The 21167-nt window shown below is 66.9% G+C and carries 7 protein-coding genes; 1 reads left to right on the top strand and 6 read right to left on the bottom strand.

Features of this window, described 5'->3' with window-relative positions; translation table 11 throughout:
* Positions 1 to 148: 148 nt before the first annotated feature.
* Together MID12_RS04815 and MID12_RS04810 are read right to left on the bottom strand one after the other, a co-directional pair.
* The gene (locus MID12_RS04815; protein ID WP_263165074.1) at positions 149 to 502 is read right to left on the bottom strand and encodes a hypothetical protein; all 354 of its coding nucleotides are present in this window, start codon (positions 500 to 502) and stop codon (positions 149 to 151) included.
* 621 nt (positions 503 to 1123) lie between these two features.
* On the bottom strand, positions 1124 to 1492 hold the full coding sequence (locus MID12_RS04810) for a hypothetical protein (protein ID WP_263165073.1): 369 nt from the start codon (positions 1490 to 1492) through the stop codon (positions 1124 to 1126).
* Between the two features lie 236 nt (positions 1493 to 1728).
* Here MID12_RS04810 and MID12_RS04805 point away from each other — a divergent pair, with 236 nt between their 5' ends.
* Positions 1729 to 2862 carry a hypothetical protein gene (locus MID12_RS04805; RefSeq protein ID WP_263165072.1) on the top strand — a complete coding sequence of 378 codons (1134 nt, stop codon included), beginning with the start codon at positions 1729 to 1731 and terminating at the stop codon, positions 2860 to 2862.
* 370 nt (positions 2863 to 3232) lie between these two features.
* On the opposite strand, the gene MID12_RS04800 is transcribed toward MID12_RS04805, so the two are convergent.
* The 4 genes from MID12_RS04800 to MID12_RS04785 are packed head-to-tail and all read right to left on the bottom strand — an operon-like array spanning position 3233 to position 21058.
* A complete protein-coding gene (locus MID12_RS04800) occupies positions 3233 to 5578 on the bottom strand; it encodes a UvrD-helicase domain-containing protein (protein WP_263165071.1) in 2346 nt (781 codons plus the stop codon).
* 56 nt (positions 5579 to 5634) lie between these two features.
* Positions 5635 to 12345 (bottom strand): DEAD/DEAH box helicase, encoded by a 6711-nt coding sequence (locus MID12_RS04795; RefSeq protein ID WP_263165070.1) that lies wholly within the window; start codon positions 12343 to 12345, stop codon positions 5635 to 5637.
* Positions 12342 to 17915 (bottom strand): hypothetical protein, encoded by a 5574-nt coding sequence (locus MID12_RS04790; RefSeq protein ID WP_263165069.1) that lies wholly within the window; start codon positions 17913 to 17915, stop codon positions 12342 to 12344. Before MID12_RS04790 ends, MID12_RS04795 begins: the two co-directional genes overlap by 4 nt.
* Positions 17912 to 21058 carry a DEAD/DEAH box helicase gene (locus MID12_RS04785; RefSeq protein ID WP_263165068.1) on the bottom strand — a complete coding sequence of 1049 codons (3147 nt, stop codon included), beginning with the start codon at positions 21056 to 21058 and terminating at the stop codon, positions 17912 to 17914. Before MID12_RS04785 ends, MID12_RS04790 begins: the two co-directional genes overlap by 4 nt.
* Between the last annotated feature and the right edge of the window lie 109 nt (positions 21059 to 21167).

Below are 21167 nucleotides of genomic sequence, written 5' to 3'. Positions count from 1 at the left end.
ACGCATGAGTGACGCACGCGGAGCCCTTGTGACGCACGTTTGACGCACGTTCTGATGGGGCGTCAGGTGCGCGTCCTCGAAGATGGCGGGCGTCGGGCGTGGATTCCTGCGGCCCCGTCTGTGCCGTTTCTTGGTGCGCCTCTGTCGGTTATGGCCTCATTTGTGAACGAGGGGAAGTGTGGTTTGCAAACGCCTTCTGGGCGAGGAGCGGTGCGAGATCGGCGCTGCTGGGTGTTGGCGGCGTGGGCAGTGTCGGCGTGGTGGCGGTGGCGATGAGCTCTTGAAGGTGGGCTTCGGCGAATGTGAGCCACTCCTTGATCTCAGTCCGTTCGGGTCCGGGGGTTAGGGGTGTGGCGCGTTCGCGTACCGCTGTGACGTACTCGGCCAGACGCTTGGCTTCGTGCCAGGCTGCTGTCTGTTCTTCGAGGCGCTTGACGCGGTAGGCGTGGGTGTACGCGGCGTGGGCGTTGCGCCGCGCGTTTTCCTGGTGCTGCAGTGCCACTTCCTCGGCTTGCGCCTCTGCTCGGCGGTTGCGTTCGGCGGCTTCGTCGCGGAGGTTGACTTCTTGGATGTTTCGGGGAGTTGGTCTTCCAGCGGCCGGCTGTCGAGGTCGGCCCATTCGGTTCCGCGGTGTGGGGTGCGGCCTCGGAGGATGAATCGCAGTCTGTTGGCGGGGGTGTAGTCGAAGCGGGGGATGCGCATCCATGTGTGCTTTGCGGCGTCGGCGCGTTCTTTGTCGGTGGGGATGTGTTTGTGGTGGTCGAGTTCCTGGAGGGTGAGGACGTCGAGGCGCTCACCCTGGGCGGTGATGGTGAAATGCGGTGCTGCGTGCCGGCGGTGACGGGACGGGGGAGTGCTCGGTACAGGGCTTGGTGCTGTTGTGCGGCCGTGTGATTCGGTGGCTGTAACGAGCGCTTGGGTGAGGCGCAGGGCTCGGGTGAATACGGCTTTGTTCAGTACCATGTGGCGTGGGTGCTGTTGGAGTGCGGCGACCACGCGGTGGGGTCGGATGAGTTTGGCCGGGACTGTGATGGGGGTGAGATCGATGAGCTGCCAGGCGGGGATGTCGGTCAGCCTGATTTCGTAGCCGGAGTCAGTTTGCTTTCCGCGGAGCTGCTGCGTGCTAGATTTTGCCGGATTTATGTGCGGCGCTGACCCTCGATGCCCAATTCACCGAGCGTGGAGCGGATTCGACTGGTTTGACGAGGTAGTTGTTGTTGGCTCTCAGCTCTTCGAGGAGTTGGTCGGTGTAGTTCGTGCGTGCCTCGGGCGCGGCGCCGAGATGCGGTGGATTGTCGGCGAGAGCTCGCCGTCCCTTGTCGGTGAGCGCGGCGTTCCAATGCCCACGCCGCTTGGTGATTCTGATCAGTCCTCGGCTTTGCAGGGCCTGAGCGCTGACCTTGTGGGTGCTGTCTGGCCAGATTCCGTCGGGATAGCCCTGGCTAACCCAGCTGAGGACATGATGTTGTCGCTCGTTGAGGTCCCCGTGCATGCGGTCCTCCCGTGGCCCCGGTGTGCTCCTCGGGAGGGACAGCTCCCGCCGCTTCCGTAGTAATTCCGAACGCGGTGAGGGGACCTTCGTTCGGACGGGACGTACTGCACGGTCTACGTACGGAGACGGTGGCGCTTTTCGGGAGCTCGCTCTGTCGACGTCTCAGTGACTCCCGGTATGAATCAGGGTGCATGTGGCTGAGTGCCGAGGCCACAGCTCACTGAAAGGGGCAGGGCGTGACGGATCAGCCGGTGTTCTTGCTGGGGCAAGGGCTGCAGGCGCTGGAAGTCGCCGGGTTCGAGACAGAAGCAGAGTTCCAGGAGTTGCTGGCGCGGCATCCTCGGGTGCTGGACTTCGGCACGTTGGGGGACGGACGTCCGTTGCGTCTTGTGCTGGTGGCGCGGGAGATGGGAGTGGCCACGAGCGCGGACGGCGGTTCCGCGTACTGGCTGGACCACCTCTTCGTCGATGCCGAAGGCGTACCGACGCTCGTGGAGGTCAAACGAGCCACCGACACCAGGATCCGCCGCGCGGTGGTGGGGCAGATGCTCGACTATGCCGCCAACGGAGCCCGCTACTGGCCGGCGGCCCTGCTGCAGCGCTCTTTCGAAGAGACATGCAGGGCTGATGGCCGTGATCTGGCTGAGGTGTACGGGGAGTTGCTGGATGAACGCTCCCCGGACGACTTCTGGGCACTTGTGGAGGAGAGGCTGGCAGCTGGACAAATGCGTCTGCTGTTCGTCGCCGACAGAATCCCGCTGGAGCTCCGCGCGATCGTGGAGTTCCTCAACCGCCAGATGCGCCACACCGACGTGTACGCAGTGGAACTGACCCAGTACCGCGGTGCTGGTGAGCTGACAGTTCTGGTGCCCCGTGTCTACGGTGAAGTCGCTACAGCCGCGAAGTCCCCCTCGGGCCAGCAGCGCAGTGCACCTCGCACGCGTGAGGAACTGGAAGCCGCCCTCGACAGGCGCTGCACGCCCGAGGTGCGTCGTGTCGCCAACGCCTTGTTGGAACACGCACAGGAGCGGGGGCGACTCGTGGGAGGCACCGGCAGGTATCCGAGCATGAATCTCCACTACCAGGCTTCAGGCCAATGGGTGCCGGTCGGGACCTTGTCGCTGTACGACGGAGACGCGGCCGGAGAACTTGCCTTCAGCCTGGGCTCCATCACAAAGCGATTGGGGCGTGAAGCTGTGGCCGGATTCGCGGATGCACTACCGCCCGTGGGCGGGCTGGGGACGAAGCTGGCCGTGCAGCGGGAGTCGGGCTTCAAAGGCTGGCTAGGCGTCTCTCTGCCAGCCCTTGCGGCCGCCCCGGGCACGGTAGAGCACATCATCCAAGCGATTGAGCAGCTCCTGGATCAGTAGCCGACAAGACCACGATGCGCTGGTCGGGCAGTGTCTGCGCAGCAATGCAATCTTTCTCCCGGCTTGATGCCACAAAAATCAGTAAGGGTGCAAGTGCCGCCCTTGAATCAGGGACTCTGCCGGCGACAGGGCACACCACGCCGTACGGACGCTGGCCGATGTACACCGGCAGGCCCATGGGTGAACTCGGGTGCCGCCGACTGCATAACTTCAACCTCGCCCGGTAGAGCAGAGGCCCCAGGGCGGGTGGCTAAGCCTTCACACCGTCATTGCCCTCTCGATCGCGTGCCAGCAACTGTCGGCACGCGGCCGACTCTTGTCCGGCGAACGGGGCGGGCTGCCCCTTCGCTGACTGGCCTCGATCGCTCCGCTACACCGGCAGAAACGGACTCGGCTGCCCGTGCCAGGAGATGCGCAGCGCGTCGCGGGCCCGAGTGGTGGCGACGAAGAGCTGGTTGCGGGCCTTCTTGAGTTCGCGTTCGTAGCGGTTCGGGTCGCTCGTCGCATATTTCTCGATGATGGAGGTACGCGGCACGACGCCGTCGCCGACTCCGATGACCGCGAGCTTCTGGTATTCGAGGCCCTTGAAACGGTGCATGGTGCCAATGTGGACCTCTCCGTCGCCTTGCGGACCGTCCTTGGTGAGCGTGGCAGTGGTGATGTCGTGCCTCTGATAAAGGTCGGCTGCGACGCGGCCGGCCATGTCGCCGTCGGCGACGCATACGGCGATGGCACCGCTGGGGTCGCGTACAGTGCCGTCCTCGGCAGGGCGTGTGATTTCCTGGCGCCAGATCTTGAGGGCCTTGGCGAGCTGGCTGATCTCGTCGGCCCAGTCTGCGCAGGCGATCATCTCCGGTACGGGGCCGCGGAGCAGGGAGTGGTAGCCGGTCAGGGAGTCGGTGCCGTCGTCGAGGTCGTCGTAGCCGGTGGTGGAGACGACCTTGGCCGCTTGGTCGAGGATCTCCTGGGTCGTGCGGTAGCTGAGGGTGAGCTTTGAGGAGCGGCCGCGGATGTTGATGCCGACGGTGGACAGGGTGACCTGGCGGTCGTAGATCCGCTGGTGGGTGTCGCCCGCGATGAACAGGTCGTTCGGGCCCTCCGCGACCATTGCGCGGAGCATCTTCCAGTGGGCGGGACTGAGGTCCTGGGCCTCGTCGACGACGATGTGGCGGTAGCGGTGGCTGAGGTAGCGCTGGGCGGAAGAAGTGGCGTCCCGATGGATGAGGTCGCCACCGCCGATGGCTTCCTTGAGTTCACCGCGCGCCTGAATTTTGCGGGCGCGCTCCATTTCCAGGCGGGCGGCGCGCTCCGCTGCCTGGGCCCAGGTTTCCCGGCCCATGCCGAGGCGCAGGGTGAACTGGTCGATGAGCTTCCACACGGCGGCGCGTTCGGGGCGGGTCAGGGGGCGTCCCATGCCGGCGCGACGGGCCTTGAAGTAGTCCTGGCGGGTGGCGATCGACTGGCCGAGGATCACCTGCTCCCACTCGTCGAGCAGGAACTCGGCGCTCCAGCGTCGCTCGTCGTGCTCGAAGAGGACTTCGGTCAGCAGTTCCAGAGCGCGTTCCTGCGGGAGCAGGCTGCGCTGTGCGCCGGGGGCGATGTTGTCGTTGAGGACGCTCTGGGCGAGCTGGTCGATGTGCTTGATGTCGACTCGGGCGAGCAACTCCTGGCCGATCAGCGACGTGAGCCTGGAGCGGAGGTCCGCGGTGAGGTTCTTGGTGTAGGTGGTGAGCAGGATGGGCTTGGAGTGGCCGGACGGGAGTGCTTGGGCGAGGCGTGCGACGCGGTGCAGGGCGACGATGGTCTTGCCGGTGCCGGGACCGCCGCTGACTCGGGCCGGACCGCTGTAGTTCCGCTCGACGATCTTGCGCTGGGTGGGGTGGAGATAGACCTTCCAGGCACGGAAGTTGCCCTCGGCCAGGACGTTGCGGATGTCGTCGTCGACAGTGGTGACCGCGGTCCGCACGAGGGCGGCGGCCATGTCGTCCTCGAAGCCGGGTTCGAGTTCGGCGGCCGCGGGCTGGGTGATCTCGCGCTCGACTTCGTCGACGCTGAGACCTGCGCCGAGGCCGGTGAGCACCTCTGCGGTGAGCCGGGGTGCGCCGGAGATGAGCTCGTCCAGTTCCTCATCGGTGGTGACGGTGAGGGCGAGCTCGATGAGGGCTTCGGCCACGCCGAGCGTACGCAGTTGCTCAACGGTGCATCCGGCGAGCAGAGGTGCGACCGGGGCTGGGGACGGCGGTTCGGGAACCGGGGCGCCGCCTGCGGGCTGGGGGCTGTCTCCGCTTGCCTTGCCGTGTGCATCGTCGCGGTCGTCGCCATGTTCATCTGGCGCCGGGGTGAGTTGAACCCCCGCGCGTTGTAGCACGCTCTGCCCGACCACGCCCAGGTCGACGAACTCGATCTCACCGGTGATCCGGTTGATCGCGACGGTGAGTTCCTCGTAGACGTGCTTGCGGTGGCGCACGGCTACGATCAGCCACTGCTCGACGCCGTCCTTGCCGATGCCTGCCTTGGACAGGAGCGTCCGGTAGGACCTGTCGATCTTGGCGCGGAAGATCCGGCCATCGCCCTTGAGCGGTTTGAGGTCAAGGCTGGGATGGTTGGGGTCGAGACGGAACTGGTGGCAGAAGTCGTAGAACTTCGTCTTGACCGAGGAGTCCATCTTGTAGAGCTCGTTCTCGGCCTTCTGGTACAGGCTCAGGCGTGCGGTCATCGGTCGGCACTCGGTTCTTCGTCGGGGTCTCCGGACCAGGTCCGGAGACCGGGGCGTCAGGCGCGGTGGTCGGTGGTGTCGGGCAGCAGAGCGAGAAGTCTGTCGAGGTGGTCCAGCCACTCGTCGGCGGTGCGGACCGTGAACCCTGCATCGCGGTAGGCCCGCCAGGTCTTGTCGCTCTCCTCGTCGTTCGTCTGGTGCGGCTCGGCCATCACGGCGATCCGCAATCCCTCGACGTTCCAGGCGAAGTCGGCGACCCAGCCGCGCTCGCCGAGCTCATATCCGAACGCGGGAGCGGACTTCCCCGCATCGGCCAGCGCGTGTCCGAGGCGGCCCAACGGAGAGTCGGGTTCGTCCTCGTCGAGGAATTCGAGGATCTCCGTGTCCCAGAGCAGATCCCGCAGCGCGGCCTTGACTGCTGTGACCTCCGCCGATACGGGGAGTTTGGGCGCTGTCCCGTGTCGCAGAACGAGCGTCTCGAGTTCACCGATGCCGCCGAGAGCCTTTAGCGTCCCGGGATCGAAATCGGCGGCGGTGGAGGTAGTGAGCTGCACGCCGTCGCCGCCGTGGTGGGCGAGAAACTGCAGGACGTTCGACCACTGCAGCCAGGCACGCCATCGCAGCTTGTGCTCGGCGGACCCGGTGCCGTCGGTGCCGGCGCGGGTGTCGTCGAGACAGGCGAGAGCAGACCAGTGGCCGGTGGCCGCGTCGACGTAGAAGGCGAGCGGTAGACCGGCCTGGTCGATTCCCTGGAAGAGGTTGAGCGCGCCGCTGCCTTGGACGGGAGCAGGATCGATGCCGTCGTGGGAGGACCATGCCGTCAGGAGCCGGCTGAGTGCGTCTCGGGTCTGACCGGGTGTGCCGTTGCCGACGAGTGCGTCGGGGTTCGTCCCGAGGAGTCCGCCGACGACGGCCGCCGCCCGCTTGCCCCATGCAGTGGTATCGGGGCTGCGCAGGAAGGCGAGAAGCATGCTCATAGGGTCGGTGAAGACGGTGTCGGCGAGATCGTCGCCGCCCGTCTCGGCGTAGAGCTGCTTGGCGAGGTCCTTTGCACTGGGTTGGTACGGCGGCCACACGGGCTCGGCGCCCTGGCGCTGACCGGCTCCGGCGGACCCCGCGATGTCCGTCCTGCGTTCGAAAGCGTCAAGGTCGTCCCACGTCAGCTGGAAGACCATCCGTCCCCGGGCGCGCAGCAGGTTGCGCTTCCTGGCATCTCCGGCCAGCCGGTTGTGAGTGGGCGTGGAGTGGAAGCGATGGCCGTCGAGGTAGACGGTGACGGTCCGCTTGGGGCCGCTGACGCGTTCGAACGTGAAGTCGGTACGCGTGAATCCCTCGTTGCGTTGGCTGGTGAGCCGCCAGTCGTAGACATTGCCGCTGCCGATGTCCTGCAACTTCAGATAGGCGCTGTTCTCACCGCTCTCCTCCATACCCGTGTCATTGCGCTCCTCGCGCTGCTCGGACCACTTCCGCAGAGCGGTGAGGAAACGAGCTTCGAGGTCGGACTCGACCTGTCCGTCCAGGCCGATCTGATCGGTGTTGCCGATGGGGCGGATGGCCCACGCATCGGTGTCGGTGCCGAGGAGTTCCTCGAGGATGTCCAGCGCGGTTTGCGCGGACACCACGTCGGTGTGCCGTTCCTCGGTGTAGCGGTACAGGCAGCGGTGGCAGGCCGCGGCGCTCTCGCCGCGACACGGGCAGTCGAGCAGCTGGGTGCGGGCGCCTTCGAGGACCCGCCGGAACGCGGCGGGATCGGTGAGCCGGTCCAAGTAGCCGGTGCCGTGCGGCAGACGATCGTACAGGACCAAGAAGTGACGCTTCTCCTGGGTGCCGCGGTCCGGCATGGTCGCCAGGGTGGTGTCCAGATGCTGCGGATCACCGCCGAACGCGTCGTCCACTCCGAGGCGCAGGGCGGCTTGGAACGAGCGGACTTTCTCGTCGACGAGGACGGTCGCGGCGGGCAGCAGGATCCTCAACGCCTCTGTGTGCAGTTCGTGGGTGAGCAGGACCGGTTCCTGCGCCACCCCGGTCTGCCCGCGGCGCAACGGGCACCAGGGGGTGTGGTGTTTGAGCTCGCGCTGTCGGTTGGCTGCACTGTCGACGGCGTCGCGGTCGTCGTCGAAGACGGGCTTCCCGTCCGCGCTCGCGGCCCCGCAGGCTGTGCAGACGTGGAACGGCGCGATCCGTACGAACTGTCCGCCGAGCTCGTCGTTCTCCTGTGCACCGATGGACAGCGGCCCGGTGTTGATACGGCGGATCACAGCGCGGCGTGTGTAGTCGACGCCGAAGATCTGGTTGAGGTGGCGCCAGGACTTCTTCGGCGCGAAGTCCTCAGGGGCGATGTCGACGGTGTCGATGACGGTGTAGAAGCGGCGGTCGCGGTCGTCGCTCTCATCGCCGATCCGTGCGTCCTCGCGCTTCGCGCGGGCGGTGACCGTGCTCGGTTGGACGATCTGCCACAGGCTGCCCGAGTTAGCGATCCCGGTTTCGCCGCAGCGAGGGCAGGGCTGGATGCCACGCTCGGCGTTCTCGGTGCGCACGTAGCCGCAGGACGGGCAGAACCGCCAGTGCCGCCATTCCTGTTCGCGCCCGGTGACGATGTCAATGCCGGTGATGCGGTGCTTGTAGCCCTCGGCGTAGAAGGTGTTGCCGGGGGCGAGCTCGGACAGAGCGAAACTACGGGGCCGCTCGTATGAGTACGTCTTGGACTTGTAGCGGTCGCGCCCTTCAGGGGTCTGCCCTTCGGGCCAGTACACGGTGGCGCTCAGCTTGGTCGCCGCGTCGATGAGGGCGTAGTTGGGCAGCAGCCCGAGATCGCACAGCACTGACTGGGACGGCTGCCTCCTGCGCTTGCCGCCCAGCTTCTGATGCGCCTCGATCTCGGCCTCCAGCTCGGCCTTGGTTCGGGCCTGTTCTTCGTCGCCGTCCCGCAGCTCGTCGATTGCTGCCCGCATGGTGCGGATACGGGAGCGGAGCTGCTCGTTCTCACGCTCCCACTCCCGCTCGGCACGCTCGATCGCGCTGCGCAGGCCACGCCGCGCGTATCGCTTCAGCTCCTCCTGCGCGGTCTCGCTCACCCCGGTCGGGAAGAGGGCGAGGAAACCCGTGACGAGGTCGTCGGCGTGGTGGAGGGCGGCGTCGATGAAGTCGGCCAAGTATCCGGATGGGCCGAACAGTTCGTCGACCCGCTGCCGCAGGGCTCCCACCGGGCGGCCGTCCTCGCGGACCAGTCGGCCGCGCGCCGCCAGGTCGAGGAGGTGCGCGGTGTACTGACGGCGCAGGATCTCGATCGCCGACAGGAACGAGCCAGGCGGCACGATCTGTCCGTCGATCATGTCGCGCGGCCGGTCGAGGAAGTACATGTCCCGCCGGGTCCGGTCCGGGATCGTCAGTAGAAATGCGTTGCCGGTACGTCGCCCAGCTCGGCCGGCCTGCTGCGCGTAGTTGGCGGGACGCCTCGGCAATGCTCCGAGCACGACCGCCGACAGGTCACCGATGTCGATGCCCATCTCCAGCGTCGGCGTGCAGGAAAGCACGTTGGGGTCGTTGAACCCGTCGCCCTTACGGAAGGCCTCCTCGACCCGCTCCCTCGTCCCGCGCGACAGCAGACCGGTGTGCTCGGCAGTGATGATCTGGTAGGTGCCGGCCCGCCGGTACAGCCCCCTGTAGTAGTCCTGCCGGTAGTCGCGGTCGCGGTCGTGCCGGTCGACCGTCTCCAGCCAGCGGTCCCCGGCGACCAGACGGCCCGAGGAACACCGGTACGACGGGCAGGGCTGACCGTGGTACTGGGCGAGCAGCGCCGGGTTGACGGTCTGCTCCCAGAAGCACTTCGGACACCGTATGTACGCCTGGTTGACCTCCCCGTCGGACAGCAGCCGCAGCCGGATCGCACCAGGCTGCAGCCCGTACAGACGCGCCGATGAGTCGCGCGGGGTACGGGACGCCAGCAGACCCGCCTCCGTGAGCTGCGGCAGCAGCCGTACGAGGAACTCGTCGGCCTGTTCACGCGTCATGTCCAGGCAGCGCTGCGCCCAGGTCTCGCACCACGACAGGCGGCCCGCTGCGAAGTCGAACTCGCTGCCGGCCTTGGGCCTGGCGAGCAGAAAGGAGGGCGCGGACACCCCCTTGGGGAAGGCCTTCATACCCCGTGGACGGCCGCCCCAGATGAAGTAGCGGCTCGTGCCGGCCTCGTCGAGGAATTTCGCCAGCCACCGGTGCCCGACCGCGCCACGGCTACGCAGCCGCTCCAACAGGCCACGCAGGAAGGCGAGGTAGCGAGTGTCGTCGTGTTCGGTGAGGGTGAGACCGCGCTGCGTCGCCTCCTCGTGAGCGGCGCGTACGAGCGCCAGTGCGGCAGGTTCGTCGGGGACGTGCACCCAGGCGGCCGTCGTACGGGTCAGCTCCAGGGTCCGTCCGTTGCGGGAGTGGTGCCCGAACTCCATCACGGCCTCGAACGCGAACCGTTCGCCGATCAGATCCCAGGTCCGCTTGTCACCGCCGCGCCCCTTGCCCGACAACAGACGCGCCACTCCCGCGTCGTCGTGCAGATCGGGCGGGACCACCGCGGCCAGAGTCTTCCGGTCGGTTGTCGCGTCGACCACGTCGGCGACCAGGTCGTTGAGAGCGCTGTCGTGCCGCTCGTCCAAGTGCTTCGCGAACAGCGCCCGCAGCGAGAAGGTGTACGAACGTGAGGCGACGAATCCGGCCCGGTGCGCGGCGTCCTGCACCGAGTCGTTGAACATCAGGGTCTTCGTCTCACGCTGCTTCTCGTCCGTCTCGCCACCGGTGAACAGCTGAGTGACGGACGCCGCGGCGAGCGCGGCCGCACCCGTGCCGAGGAACCGGATCGCGTTGCGGGTGCCGCAGGCCGGGCACCAGTCGTCCCGCGCCGCCCGTTCAGCGGTGTCCCCGAGCTGGACGAGGACGAAAGCCGAGTCGGGTGTGCCCGGCCTCGGCTCACCCTCGGGGGTGTAATCATCCTGGGTATCGGGCAGCCGGAGCCTGCGCGTCGTCCCGTCGAGCACCATCAGCACGCCGGCACCCCCCGTGGTCAGCGCCTTCTGCGTCGCCCGGTCGAGGAAGGCGGTACCGCTGCCCTCACGGGCCTCCTTGTCGGTGGCCGCGATCAGCGTCCGCACCTTAGCCTTGTCTGCGGTTACGCTCGCCCGCCGGATCTTGTGCGGCTCGAAACTCAGCTCCTCGAGATCCGACTCCGGAGCGAGCACCGACCAGCCCGAGCGCCCGCACTCACGGCAGTACACGGCGGGCAGGAAGATCTTCGAGTCCTGTGCGAGCGTGGTATCGGGTGTGGTCCGCTGCCGTCCGGGGCCGCCTGTCGCGTCCCAAGTGAATTCGGCGCGCGGCCAGGGCAGTACGCCGCGCAGCATCCGGGTCACGGAACGAGCCCACTGGTGTACCTCGATCTTCACCAGGGGTCGCAGTTCTCCATCTGGTGCGTCCGGGTCACGGGCCAGCGACAGCAGCGCCACGAACCGGGCCAGCGCGAGCGCGGCGACCTGTGCGCGCGTGGTGATCGCCTCGTCCCAGGCGTACGCACCACTGCGGCGCATCACATCCAAGACCTCGTCATACGTACGCACCTGACCGTCGAACGCGGATAGCACGGCATACGTGAGCCGGTTCTTCTTCAACTGGCCGCCGAGTGCGTCCGGGTCCTTGGCCAGATGTCGCGTCCCGGCACCCAGCACCGCTTCGACGAGGTCTCCGAGTGCCTCCGACTCGGGCTCCGGATCGGGTACCACGGTCAGAGCCTCTGGAGCCGGAACACTCCCGGGCAGGAATTTCGGGTCTGTGATCGTCTCGTCGAGCAGGAACTCGTCAACAGTGAGCCGGGCTTCACCGATGATCGCATCCTCGGTGAACTCGGCGCCGAACACGGCCGCAGCGACCTCCAAGAGCTTCGCGACGCCGTCTTCGTCGGTGCCGGAGGCAAGCGTTGCCGAGGTCGCGACGGGGGTGATCGTGCCGAGTGGCATGCCGGGCCGCGTGGCGCCCACGGCGGACGCGAGTCGGCGGAGGAGCATCGCGACATCCGTGCCCTGCGCGCCGTCGTAGGTGTGGAACTCGTCCACGACCACGTACCGGATGTCACTGTTCTCCCACAGCGGTGCGTCCGCGGCCCGCTGCAGCAACAGGTCGAGCATCTTGTAGTTGGTGATCAATATGTCCGGCGGCGTGACCTGCATGTCCTGACGACGGGTGTAGACCCGGTCGTAGTGGGTGGCCGCCTTGTCACCGATGTAGAGACCTGCCCGTACGCTGTCTAACTCCGGGTAGTCGGTGAGCAGTTCGTTGATGCGGGCAGCCTGGTCGGTGGCCAGGGCATTCATGGGGTAGAGGAAGACCGCCTTGACCCCGTTGTTCCCCGCTCGACGCTCTCGGGCGCAGTGGTCGAGGACCGGGTACAGGAACGACTCCGTCTTGCCGGACCCGGTACCGGTGGTGACCAGGGTCGGCTGCGGAGTGTGTCCATTGCGGGTCGTGAGGCGGGCGAAGGCGCGGGCCTGATGCGCGTACGGCGCCCAGCCGTCGGTCCGCCGCCAGTCCAGGTGGTGCTCCCACGTCCCTGGCGTGGCCGACGTGAACGGCGTACGCAGCCGCAGGAACGGGCCGCGGAACATCCCCGTGGTCTCGTCCCCGAGAAACGCGTGCAGCGCCTTGCGGGCGCCCTCGTCGGCCAGCCCATAGGTGGTGGACAGGTACTGAAGCAGGCTCTCCTTCAGTCCCTGCGCTTCGAGCGTCGGCCTCACGGCTTCGGGACCTCCATCGTCTCGGGGTCCCAACGACCCTGCTCGACCGCCTCGTTGAGGCGCTGGGTGAAGTAGGCGTGGGCGGCGCGCATCTCGCGTTCGCGGTTGGCCTTGTAGAAGGGGGCGGTGTAACCGTCGGGGACGGGGGGTGGGGTGGCTGGTTCCGGGAGGGTGCCGTCGTCGTCCGGCTGGCCAGCGGCCGCGAGGTACGTCTCGAAGGTGGTCCAGTGGTCCTTGGTCTGGTCGAAGCCGAAAGTATGGTGCTTGCCGGCGATCTTCCGCTCGTTGGCGTCGAACCAGGTCACGCGGTCGAAGTCCTGCATGATCGGGAAACGGGCCCAGTACATGGCGATCAGCGTGTCGGCGTCGATACCGAGCCAGACAGCTACGAGAGCGTCGATCTCTACGAGGGCGGCACGGCGGGCGTACTCGGTGCGGAGCGGGCTGTCGCGCTGCCAGGTGGGGGTGACGGCGTGGAGTTTGGTGGACATGCCGGGCCAGGGGATGGCCCAGGGCTCGTAGCCCGGCCACTTGGGGTCGTAGAGGTCGGACCAGAGGTCGGCGTAGGCGTTCGTCAGGGCATTGAGGCGGAGGGTGCGGAGGAGGAGGGCGGGGGCGAGGGGATGATCCGCTTGTGGTGCGGGCAGCCTCTTCGCTTGCGCTCCCTCCAGGTGCCCAACGCCCGTGATGCGGAGCAAGTAGTCCAATGGAAGAGCCGCCATAAAACCCGCAGTAAGAGCTGTCAGGTCCGGTGAAGGCATCCAGCCGGAACGCACAGCGTGAACATGGGTCACACCCGCGGGGATGAGCGCTGCGTAGAGGGCGCGCTCCGTATCGGGTGCAATCATTTCCCGCCACGCAACACGATGCTTCTCGCTGTACGGTCTGCTCACCTTCGCCCGCAGGAACGCCTCAACTTCTCCTTGTTCAACGTCGTCTGGCTGGACTTTACGCCTCTCCGCGATAGTCAGCCGCGCACGGGTCAGAGCCTCTTCATTCGCAAGCAATCGCCCGTATGTCGCCCAGTCATGCCATTTCTCTTGCTCTCTCGAAAACAACTCCCGGGGAGCTACTCGCCGATACTCGGACTCTGGCACAGCGTCATCAGCGAGCAGTGCTAGATCGAGCCCGCGCACTTCTCCGCTGCCCTGGCTCGGTTGCTTGAAAAGGGGGTTCGCTACTCCAATTTGAGGCCCTTTGAGGATGACATCGCACCAGGAGGGCGCGTGGTAATCGGTTTGACCGCCGATCCCGGTGTTGTATTCGATGAGTCGCTGATCCCTGTTCGGGCCGAACCTCGCCTTCTTGGCTGCACCCTCATCGAATCCAATGAAGATCTGTGGGCCCATTGATCCGAGTCGCAAGGGGAAACGCGCCACTGTGTCGATAGCTGGATCCTCGGCAGTGCTCACGGGGGTGAGCAGGCGAGTATGCTCCAGCGGCCCTTCGTCGCCAGCGAGTCGCTGCCAGCGGCGAAGCGTATCCACGGTGACGTGGACGACCCGCTTGGGATGTGCTCGCTCGTCCCAAGAACCTTCGTATTTGACGCCTGGGTCGACCGCATCGTCCGCTGCGCTGAATGACGCCCGCAGTGCATCAGGGGTGAACAACCAGGAGAGGCTCGCGAAGTTGATTTGATCGGCTGGCGCGTAGATGTGCACTCCGAATTCGGTGGAGTGTCCTACTGGTTCAGGGAAGATGCGTTTCTGATTGACGAACCCACCGTGTACGCGAAGTCGTTTGTACGCCGCAGCCCGCAGGTTGGCCTCCTTGTCTCCTGAGAAATGTGTGTCGGGATGCACCATCCCTGCTGTCCCGTGCTTGCCCGCGTGGTCCCACAGCTGACACATGAAGGCCCGATACAGGTCGGGCTTTGACCCCGAAATCAGCGGATAGACGGGAGCGGCAGACAGATACGACGCCATCGGTATCGTATTGGTGACCTCCCCAAGCAGATACTGTTGAACCTCCGGTTGTTCAAGCTGTTCCTGCCTGCGACGGGCCTTCTCCGTCGCCTTCGGTTTCTCTGTAAGCAGGAACCACGGCTCGTACTCCGCGAGAACGGGGTCTTCCTTCCAATGAGGCCGCACCCACGGCGGGTTTCCGACCTGGAGATCGAATCCGCCCGCCGCGCTCGCGAACACCCCTGAGAAATCCAACTCCCAGTGCAGGAAACCCTGTTCTGCGGCAATGTCCCGGACCACCCGCATCCACGGGTAGCGGGTCTCGACTGCCTTCCGCGCCTCGTCCATGCCCATCTCGGCCTGGATCAGCTGCTCGAAGGTCTTCAGCTTCTCCAGGGAGTCGACGGAGCTGGCCAAGGTGTCGTCCGGCACCGGGCCCGTACCCACCATGGATTCCACGAAGGCCAGCCAGCCATCGAGGTCGGCGAGGGGGATCAGGGGGCGGCGGGGCCCGGTGCCGGCGGCCTTCTTCTTCGGCGGGGCCGAGGGGCGGGGCTGCCCGATCTCCTTCTTCTCCACGAGCTCGCCCGCCGTCTCCATGTCACCGAAGGACATCTGGTCACCGTCCAGCGCGAACAGGAGCCCGTGCTCAGCGACCTGCGGCCTCGCGGCCACGACCGGCTCGCCTGCCGACGCGATGACCGCGTCGGCAGGCGGCTCGGGCGCAGGCTCCTTGCCTCCCACCGTCCCCACCCCGGACGCGATGAGCGCGTCCATCGACACCACGGGCGCCGTCGCGTACTCCGCGTCCGACCCGTCGAGTAGCCCCACCTTGTCCAGCGGCCAGAACCACAGTGCGCACCACGCGTCCATGACCTGCTTCAGCCGCCAGTACGGGGATCCCTCGGCCTCGAACAGATCCTTGAAGACCTGCTCCTTGGTGACAGGCAGGCTCTGGTCCGCGTTCTTTTTGTCGCGACGCAGGAAGGCGTATTCCTGCGGATACTTTTCGGCTTCCTCAGCCGTGCCCTTGTCCGTGCCCCAGACATCGATCGTTCGGGCGATCTCCTGCTCGCTGAGCTCCATGCGCTTGGCGACCAGGCCCCACAGGAACTCCACCCGTCGCGCGGCAGCCTGCAACCTCGCGAGCTGGCTGATCTTGCCGCCGGTCGTCTTCGGCTTCGTGCCGACCTTCTTCTTCCACGCTTTGAGGGCGTCCACCTGCGGCTTGGCGAGCTGCTCGACCAGCTTCTTCGCGTCGCCGCCCGCGCCGGCGACCGCACCCCAGCCGGGCGAGGGCAGCAGGAACTGGTGCACCGCGCCCACAGGGAGCGCCTGGGCCTCGCCGGTTTCTGGCGGGCGGAAGGGCAGCTTGGTCGGGGTCAGCGCGGCGACGGTCCGTTCCTTCTCCACCCGCTTCGCTTCGTACACCAAACGCCTCGCGCCGATAAGCGAGTTGCCGCGCCGCAGGTGAAGCCCGAACCAAGGCGCGCGCATGCCGGGATGCATGGTGTTGAGCCACAGCGAGACCTCTGCGAGCTCGACACCTGTTGAGTTGAGGTCGACGCCGTACGCGTTGTGCAGGGCGATGTACGCCTTGGCCTTCTGTTCTGCCTCCAGCACCTTCGAGGTGTCCAGCTCCCGGCCGAGTTCCTGCTGTCGGCGCTTCAGGTACTCCTTGGCGACCTGGTTGATCGCCTCGTTGAGGAACGCCCCCGAGCCGAGCGCCGGCTCACAGATCGTGTACTTGAGGAGTTCGCTGGCCCGCGTACGGACCGGATTTCCGTCGGAGTCCTTCTCCTGGTCCAGCCGGTGCTTCAGGGCCAGTTCGACTGTGACCTGAGTCAGCGATTCGGGCGTGTAATACGAGGCCGAGGTCTCACGATCCCGTCCTGCCAGGCGGTAGACGAAGGTGCCGGCGGGGTACTTCTTCGGGCCGCGCAGGCCGTGCTGCTCCGTCTCCTTTGCGGAGTGCACGACGTGGGTGTTCGCCGGGTAGTCGCGCAGCCGGTCGGCGGGCACCAGCCAGGAGCCCTTCTCCGGATCGCCGTACTGCTTGCCCCCGCTCTTGTTGCCGGGCTTGGCCACTTCCGCCAGCTCTTCCTCGGCGATGATGCCGGTGTACGACATCAGGCCCTCGTACACGGCACCGAGCTGGTTGATGCCCAGGTTGCGGTACGAGATGAAGCCGCCCTGGCGGCCCTTGGCGCCCGCTTCCTTCATGGTGAGCAGCCGCAGCATCTGGTGCAGGGCATCGTTGCGCAGCCGCAGATCGAGCCAGCGCGGCGGCTCCTGGAGCCCCTCTTCATCGCTGTCGGGGTGGGGCACACTCCGGCCGATGAGTGCGATCGCCTTGGGATCGAACAGCTCACTGCGCAGCGCCTCGAAACGCAGACCGCGCTGCTGACTGCGCTTCTCGACCGGCAGGTCATCGTCCGCCTCGGTGCCATGTAACCGGTGACCGTAATTGACCTTGTTGAAGAGGACGTCGAGGGACGCGTACAGGTGGAAGCCGTTCCGGCTCTCCTCCTCCACCAACTTGCGGTCGCGGGCGACCAGTTCCCGCAGCCGGGACACCGAGTAGCCCGCCTCGTACGTGTCATCGTCGGAGGGCAGGATGCCGAGCTCGGGGCGGGCCTCCGCGTACAGCAGGAACAGGACGCGGTAGAGGTAGCGCAGGGATTCGCGGGTGAGCTGGCGTGCGAACGGGCCCTGCTTCGGGTCCTCGATGTCGCGCGGGGCGACGCCCGCCTCGCGCAGCCGCGCCAGCACCTCGTTGGCGATGATCTCGACCGAGCGCTGGAGTCCCTTTCGCAGCTCGGAGTTGACACCGACGGCGTTGTTACGGGAAGCCGAAAGCAGGTCGTCGATGCGGCGCCCCTTGCCGTCGGCGCGCGGCGCGAGCATGTCGTGCGAGAACAGGGCGGAGAGCAGGGCGAGTTCGCCGGACTTGGACAGGTTGTTGCGGGCCAGCGCGGCGTCCAGGTTCGCTACGAGGTAGCGGCCCTCGGGCCAGGCGGTCCGGTCGGCGAGGACGAGGACACCGCCGCAGAGCAGCAGGACGAAGCGAGGCGCATCCTCCGACTCGCCGTCCGCTGTGAGTAGTTCGCTCTGGAAGAGCCAGTCGGCCAGCTTCTCCCCGGCCTCGATCTGCCCGTCCGCGGTCTTGAACGAGTGGAGAAGCCTGCCCGGTCCTTCCGGATCGAGTGCGTTGTCGAGGGAGGCTGTCCAGCCGCAGTCGATCGCGACGATCCCGTCTCCGTGCCAGGCGACGGGAACCTCGTACGCACGACCCGCGTGCTGCACAGTCAGCGGGCCACTGGACTCCCCGTATCCGAGGGCCTTGAGGATCGACTGATGCCAGGCGGCCAGCCGCTCGGCCCACTCGCCCGTCAGGTCGTCATAGGTGGCGCCGGGCGCCTCCTGCTGGCCGCGGGCTGCGAGGAAGGGGCGTACCTCGGAGGTGTAGGAGCCGCGGAGCCTCGGCAGGAGCTCGCGCGGGGTACGTCGGGTGTCTTTCTCGTCGGTCTCGCGACTGGTCCAGACGGTGAACAGGCCTTCGTCTCCGGCCTTGTTCTTCTTGAGAGAGTTCTCCAGCTCTTCGCTTAAGTAGTGCGCGGACAGGTACTCGCCGCGGTTGGCGAAGGAGTCGTGGGTGTAGCTCATCGTGCGGACTCCTCGGAGCGGGCAGTGTACGGGGCTGAGGGGTGGAGGGGTTCGAGAACGGCGAGCATGCGGACCATCGGGTCACCGGCGGTGCGTAGCCGGCTCACCAGTTTCTGACGGTCCTTCGCGGTGTCGTACACCTCTTGGCGGCGGCGTTCGGTGGTGCCGAAGGCGATCAGCGCGCCCTGCTCCCACACCTGCACTCGGTCTTCGTACGGGGCGAGATAGCCGTCGACCCGCCGGTCGTAATCCGCGCGGCGTTCACGCAGATATGCCTCCGCGGTGTCGACCGCCGGTGCGACCAGGCTCTGCAGCAGGGGCGGGTCCAGCGGCCGGTCACGGCCCGGCATACCGGGGCCCACACCGCAGGCGGCGAGGAAAGCCGAGTCCATGCGCCACACCTGCGGATCGCCCACCGCCAGGCCGGTGACGGCCATCCATTCCACGACGGTCGGCTTACCGGCCGCGTTGCAGTACACGCCCTGCAGGAGATAGACCAGGCCGTCGAGCGCGGTGGGCAGTGCGGGGTCGATGCGCCGTGCCCGCTCAGTGTCCGGTTGGTGGGCGAGAACGAAGGCCTCGTCGAAGCGGAGTGAGGCGAGGACCTTGTCGGTCAGCCAGTCAAGGACCGGGTGGATGTCGGAGACGTACGAGACGTTCGGCCACTGACTGGTCTTCTCGTCGCCCTTCGGCTGCTTGGCGTTGCGCGCGGCCTCCAGACGCTCCGCCGCGTACGCCTTGTTGAACGTCAGGCGCAGCGTCCCGTCGTACTTCTGCGTGGTGAGGATCTTCTCCTGCAGCAGATACGACTTGGGGAGCTCGCGGAAGCGGTACTGCAGGTCGTCGGGCGGGGTGAACTCGATGCGGCCGTTCGCCGTCTCAGGACGCCAGCCGATCGCCTCGCGCAGTGCCTGTGGATAGATGAGGTCCATCGCGGCGTGGAAGTAGGCCCGGGTGTCGGCGAAGACATGGGGGACGTCGGCCTCTCGTACGGCTTCCGCGCCGGTGACGCCCTGCGCGGCGGAGGGATCGGCGAGGCGGGCGTTGACGCCGGCGAGGAGTCCGGCGAGGACGCCGCCCGACTCCTCGCGGGATTCCTTGATGGACCGCTCGACCGTGCTGCCCTTGATCAGATCGCGGGTGAGCCGGTCCTCTTCCTTCTTGTCGTCGTACAGACCGGTGACCGCCTCGGCGCTGCCCTCACCACCCGTCTCGATCTGGTGCGCCTCGTCCTCCCGGCGCAGCAGCCGGGCGCCGACCAGGCGGTCGTCGAGTGTGAGGGTCTCGCCGGTCGCGTCATCGCGACGCCAGGGGACATCCGCGGTGAGGGTGAGCGCACGGAACTCGGGGCTGACGGCCTGCCCGTAGCGGTCGATACGGCCGTTGCGCTGCTCGATACGGATCAGCGACCACGGCAGGTCGTGGTGGATCAGGTCGTGGCACTGGTGGTGCAGGTTCACGCCCTCGGAGGCGATGTCGCCGGTGAACAGAAGCCGTACCTTCTCCTCGTGGCGGCCGAACCGGTCGATGATCTCGCGCTGTTGCTCGTCGTTCGTGGTGTCGCCGTGCATGACCTCCACGGCCCCGTCGTATGCCTTCCACGGACGGGAAGTGTCAATCCCTTCAACGGACTTGGCCTTGAAGCCGAGCCGTTCGGGGATCACCTCGGCCAGCCAGTTGAGCGTCTCGATCCGCTCGGAGAAGACGACCACGCGACGGTCCGAGCGCGGCCCGACCTCAAGGTTCGTAAGGGTTTGAACGAGGGCCTCGAGTTTGGCGGAGTCGTCGTCGGTGAAGTCCGCGGTCAGGGACTCGAGGGTGGTCAGGGCCTCGCGCTCCGAAGCGAGCGCGGCCGCACGCTCGGGAGCGGCGGGCTTGCGGCCGCGCTTGGGGTCCTCCAAATAGGCGCGGCGTGCTTCGAGGGACTTCTTCAACGCCCGGTGGGAGGAGAGGAAGGCCTTCAGGAAGTTGTACGCGACCAGCGGATCGGCGCACACGGAGGACCGGCCCGCGTCTCCAGGCGTCCAGTGCTCCGCGAGCTCCCGCAGAACGGCGATCTCCTTCGCCGTGGCATGCGCCGGTACCGGCCGTGACGGGCCGCGCTCGGCCCACGGCTTGTCCTTGAGTCCGTCGCGGACCTCTCGGTCGGTCTTGGTGCGGCGGATGTAGAGGTGGTCGAGGTCGGCGACCTTGTAGTTCTTCGGGTCCGCGATCGCGGCCGGATCGAGCATGCGGATCAGCTCGGCGAAGGACTCCACGTCACCGTTGTGCGGAGTGGCCGATGCCAGGACCAACGCATCGGTGGACCCGGCGAGACGCCTGGCGAGGCGGTTGTTGCGGGTGCCCTTGTTGATCAGGTTGTGCGACTCGTCGATCACCACCGCGTCCCACTGGGTGTTCTCCAGGTGGTGCGCGTACGTGGCCGATTTCAGGGTGTCGACGGAGACGATGACCCGCTTGAAATGAGCGAACGGATTACGGCCCGCCGGAATCTCCTGCTGGATGCGCTGGATACCCGTGGAGTCCAGACGCACCAGGGGCAGGGCGAACCGCGTCCACAGTTCACGCTGGAACTGCTCAAGGACGTGCGCCGGGGTGACGACCAGAATGCGCTCACCGCGACCACGCCGGATCAGCTCGGCGAGGAGCACACCGATCTCGAGGGTCTTGCCGAGGCCCACCACGTCCGCGATCAGCAGGCGCGGCTGTGGATTGCGCATCGAAAGCGCCAGCTCGGCCGGGCGCAGCTGGTGCTCCTGCCGGTCCATGAGAAAGGTGTCGGCGAGCGCCAGACCGTGTTCGGTCTGCGGCAGAGCAGTCTTGCGGATCACCGCCTCCAGATGGAGTCGGGCCTTGGCGTGCTTGGACGTGTCGTCCGCTACGAGCCGGGTCCGGCGCGGATCGAGGACCTCGATCTGGTCGAGCTGCTGGTAGAACACCGCGTCGGTGCCGCGTACGAACGGGGACACCCCGCTCACCTCGACCATCAGCCCGTCTGGGCTCTCACCGACCGCCTTGACCAGCCACTGCTCGTCACGGACCCGGACCTGCGCGCCTGGGGCGAAGGCCGGCTTCGTACCGGCCGGGTAGGCCTGGCCGGAGTCTTCCGGCCCGGATTCCGGGCGGTGCGTCGCCGTGGTCACTGGGGCTCCTCTGCGTGCAGCTTGTTGGAAATGTGGGAAATGCGGAGGTACGGCATGGGTGCGGGTGCCGGTGCGCTGCGGCCACGTTCAGGTCCAGAGGCCGGGCCCT

Origin of the sequence: Streptomyces sp. SCSIO ZS0520 (genome assembly GCF_025643355.1) — a bacterium.
GTDB lineage: Bacteria > Actinomycetota > Actinomycetes > Streptomycetales > Streptomycetaceae > Streptomyces > Streptomyces physcomitrii.
Note: the sequence above shows the minus strand (reverse complement) of the source record. Positions and strands in the feature narration are given on the sequence as shown.

What these genes read in the sequence shown, in the direction of transcription:
- MID12_RS04800 (WP_263165071.1), bottom strand. Translation starts at nt 5,578, where the DNA reads ATGACCGCACGCCTGAGCCTGTACCAGAAGGCCGAGAACGAGCTCTAC.
- MID12_RS04790 (WP_263165069.1), bottom strand. Translation starts at nt 17,915, where the DNA reads ATGAGCTACACCCACGACTCCTTCGCCAACCGCGGCGAGTACCTGTCC.
- MID12_RS04810 (WP_263165073.1), bottom strand. Translation starts at nt 1,492, where the DNA reads ATGCACGGGGACCTCAACGAGCGACAACATCATGTCCTCAGCTGGGTT.